The organism is Mesorhizobium sp. P3_A9 (assembly GCF_056402975.1).
Genome location: NZ_JBFUGJ010000460.1, coordinates 1 through 3862 on the forward strand (window position 1 = coordinate 1; position 3862 = coordinate 3862).

A 3862-nucleotide genomic window follows, 5' to 3' on the forward strand; every position below is an offset into this window, starting at 1 on the left:
CAGTTGGGAAGAGGGCGCGGTGCAGCGTGATCCGGTCCGTGGCATCTTCACCGACCCAAGCAAGGTGCATGAGATCGGCCACAAGGGCAAATTCTTCGAAGTGCCTGGCTACCATCTGTCGGAACCGTCGCCGCAGCGCACCCCGGTTCTCTATCAGGCGGGCGCATCTGGTCCCGGCAAGGCCTTTGCCGCTGCGCATGCCGAGTGCGTCTTCGTCGGCGCGCCGACCAAATCGCTGCTCAAGGCCTATGTTTCCGAAATCCGCCAAAAGGCCGCTGCCGCCGGCCGCGATCCGAAGAAAGTTCTGATCTACAACCTCACCACGCTGATCATCGACGAAACCGACGAAAAGGCCCGGAAGCGCTTCGAGGAGTATCAGAGCTATACGTCCTATGACGGCTCGCTCGTATTCATGTCCGGCTGGAGCGGGATCGACTTCGGCCAGTATGCGCCGACCGACGCGCTCAAGAAGGTCGAGACCAATGCCATCGTTTCGATGGTCGAGCATTTCGCCGGCAAGGACAAGGCCTGGACCGTCGAGGAGCTGGCGAAATGGGGCGGCATCGGCGGCGTTGGCCCGGTCTTCGTCGGCTCGCCCGGCACCATCGCCGACATCCTGCAGGAATGGGTCGATGAAACCGATGTCGACGGCTTCAACCTTGCTTATGCGGTAACGCCCGAAAGCTTCGAGGCCGCCGTCGACTTGCTCGTACCGGAATTGCAGAAGCGCGGCGTCTATCCCACCGCCTACAAGCCCGGCACATTGCGCGAGAAGCTGTTCGGCGACGGACCCTATCTTCCCAGGACGCATCCCGCCGACGCGTACCGTGACATCGAGGCCGTCAAGCGCCGCGAAGCCGACCATGCTTCGGCGGCCCGTCTGAAATCCGTGAATGCGTGATGGCTGGCCTGCTCGAACTCCACGACGTGTCGCTGTCTTTCAAGGGGGTACGAGCCCTCAACGCGCTGAGCTTCAGCGTCGCCAACGGTGAGATCTGCGCCTTGATCGGGCCGAATGGCGCCGGCAAAAGCTCGCTTCTCAACGTGATCAACGGCGTCTATCGCGCCGACGCCGGCGACATCGTCTTCGACGGGCTGCGCTTCGAGGCGATCCATCCGCAGAAGGCAGCCCATCTCGGCATCGGCCGGACCTTCCAGCACAATGCGTTGTTTCGGCGCCTGTCGGTGCGCGAAAACGTGCTGGCCGGTCTTTCTCGTCATGGCACCGCCAGCTTTTTCGAAAACATCTTCCGGCTGGGCAGGGACAGCGCCGAGCGCCGCGGCTTTCATGCCCGCGCCGAGCGCACCATGGCTTTCCTCGGGCTCGACCGTCATGCGGACAGCATAGTTTCGACGCTGCCTTATGGGCTGCAGAAACGCGTTGATCTGGCCCGCGCATTGGTCTCCGGCCCCAAGCTGCTGCTGCTCGACGAACCGATGGCCGGCATGAACCAGGAGGAGAAGGAGGAGATGAGCCGCGTGATCCGCGAGGTCAATCGCATCTTCGGCTCGACCGTGGTGCTGATCGAACATGATGTCGGCATCGTGCTCAACCTCGCCAGCCATGTGGTGGTGCTCGACTACGGCCGCAAGCTCGCAGACGGGGCACCCGACGAGGTGCGCAAGAACCCCGACGTGATAGCCGCCTATCTCGGCACGGTTCACTGAGGAAACTCATGTCCTATTTCCTTGAAACACTGGTCAGCGGTCTGTTTGCCGGAGTGATGTACTCACTCGTCGCGATCGGCTTCGTGCTCATCTACAAGGCATCCGGGGTCTTCAATTTCGCACAAGGTGCGATGCTGCTGTTTGCGGCGCTGACCTTCGTCACCTTGACCGAGAAAGGCATGCCCTTCGCCCTGGCCTTCATCGTCACATCGCTTGTCATGGTGGTGATGGCGATGCTGATCGAGTGGCTGGTGCTGCGGCCGCTGCGAAACCGCGATCCGTTGACGCTGTTCATGGCCACTCTGGGATTGAGCTATGTCATCGAGGGCTTTGCCCAATTGCTGATGGGCATGGATGTTCACATGCTCGATCTCGGCATCCCCGATGTCGCCGTACAGGTCGGCGGCATCTACGTCAGCCAGTTCGACATCATTGCCTCGTTGATTGCGCTAGCGCTGGTCGCCACGCTGGCCATCGCTTTCAACAAGACACGCATGGGCATCTCGCTTCGGGCGGTGGCTTCCGACACGCTTGCGGCGCAGTCGATCGGCATCCGCCTGCCTGCCATCTGGCGCATCGTCTGGAGCGTAGCCGGCATCGTGGCCCTGGTTGCCGGCCTTGTCTGGGGATCGCGCCAGGGCGTGCAGTATTCGCTGTCGCTGGTCACGCTCAAGGCGCTGCCGGTGCTGATCATCGGCGGCTTCTCCTCCATCCCGGGCGCCATCGCCGGCGGCCTGCTTGTCGGCGCGACCGAGGCCTTGGCCGACATCTATATCGGCCCGCTGGTCAATGGCAGCGTCTCCACCTGGTTTGCCTACATCCTCGCTGTCGGCTTCCTGCTGGTGCGTCCGGCCGGCCTGTTCGGCGACCGCGAAATCGAAAGGGTCTGATCGTGACCACGCTGCAGGAATCCGCCCCGGCCAAGCCGCTCCGCCAGCCTGCCTTCGGGGTTGGCACCCTCGCTATCGTCGCTGGCCTGATTGCCGCCTTTGCGGTGCCGGCCCTTGCCGACGATTACTGGCTGAGCTCGATCATCATCCCGACGGTGATCATGGGGCTTGCCGGCATCGGGCTGAACCTGCTGATGGGTTATACGGGGTTGGTGTCGATCGGTTCGGCTGCCTTCATGTCGATCGGCGCCTTCTCGACCTACAATCTGCTGCTGCGGGCGCCGTTCCTGCCGCTGCCGGTCGTCCTGATCCTTGCCGGCCTGATCGCGGCTGCTGCCGGTGTCATCTTCGGGCTGCCGTCGCTGCGCATCAAGGGCTTCTATCTCGGCGCCTCGACGCTGGGCGCCCAGTTCTTCTTCGAATGGCTGTTCACCAATTTCAGCTGGTTTTCGAATGACAGCCAGTCGCTGACCATCTCGGCGCCTCGACTGCAGATCCTCGACTACGACCTGCAGTCGGCCACCGGCCGCTACTATCTGGTCATTGCCACCACGGTGCTGCTCATCGCGCTGGCCTTCGCCATCGTGAAAAGCCGGGTCGGCCGCGAATGGATGGCGATCCGCGACATGGATGTCGCCGCCTCGGTCATCGGCATCAGCGTTGCGCGCCGCAAACTGCTGTCCTTCGGCATAAGCTCGTTTTTCCTCGGCATCGCCGGCGCGCTCTGGGCCTTCGGATATCTCGGCACCTCGGATGCGCATGCGTTCAATCTCGATAAATCGTTCCAGATCCTGTTCATCGTCATCATCGGTGGCGTGGCAACCATCTTCGGCAATTTTCTCGGTGCCGCCTTCATCGTGCTGACGCCAATCCTGCTCGACCGGCTGTCGCTGATCATCGATTTGTCATTTCTCGGCGATCAGGGCGCGCTGGCAAACCTGCAGCACATCATCTTCGGCACGATCATCATCGTGCTGTTGATCAAGGAACCGGATGGATTGTCCGGTCTCAGAAGGCGCGGCGTGGAAGCCCTGCGCTCGCGAGCACGATCATCCAGTTGAACTCAGACAGGCGAGATACCTCGGCGCCGGGTCTTTCGCCTCCTCCCAAGCATTAGTCGTCACTTTCTCAAAATCACTCAAACAAGGGTTGCACCATGTCATTGCTAACCAAGACCATGTCGCTGGCGGCCGCTGCCGCGATGGCCGTCACGCTGCTGAGCAGCGCGTCCTTCGCCGAAGACGGCACCGGCCAACAGCTCTATCCGCTGTTTACCTACCGCACCGGGCCCTACGCTCCATCGT

Annotated in this window: 4 protein-coding genes; all 4 read left to right on the forward strand. The window is 62.0% G+C overall.

Annotated elements, in window-relative coordinates; genetic code table 11:
• The coding region (locus AC1DX0_RS32455) for an NtaA/DmoA family FMN-dependent monooxygenase (RefSeq protein ID WP_477358481.1) at nucleotides 1-901 on the forward strand (901 nt) is incomplete at its 5' end.
• Complete coding sequence (locus AC1DX0_RS32460) at nucleotides 901-1668, forward strand: ABC transporter ATP-binding protein (RefSeq protein ID WP_477220739.1); 768 nt, start codon at nucleotides 901-903, stop codon at nucleotides 1666-1668. The genes AC1DX0_RS32455 and AC1DX0_RS32460, both read left to right, overlap by 1 nt.
• An 8-nt stretch (nucleotides 1669-1676) precedes the next feature.
• Complete coding sequence (locus AC1DX0_RS32465) at nucleotides 1677-2558, forward strand: branched-chain amino acid ABC transporter permease (protein WP_477220740.1); 882 nt, start codon at nucleotides 1677-1679, stop codon at nucleotides 2556-2558.
• 11 nt (nucleotides 2559-2569) lie between these two features.
• Complete coding sequence (locus AC1DX0_RS32470) at nucleotides 2570-3619, forward strand: branched-chain amino acid ABC transporter permease (protein WP_477221087.1); 1050 nt, start codon at nucleotides 2570-2572, stop codon at nucleotides 3617-3619.
• Nucleotides 3620-3862: the final 243 nt, after the last annotated feature.

What these genes read in the sequence shown, in the direction of transcription:
- AC1DX0_RS32465 (WP_477220740.1), top strand. Translation starts at nt 1,677, where the DNA reads ATGTCCTATTTCCTTGAAACACTGGTCAGCGGTCTGTTTGCCGGAGTG.
- AC1DX0_RS32460 (WP_477220739.1), top strand. Translation starts at nt 901, where the DNA reads ATGGCTGGCCTGCTCGAACTCCACGACGTGTCGCTGTCTTTCAAGGGG.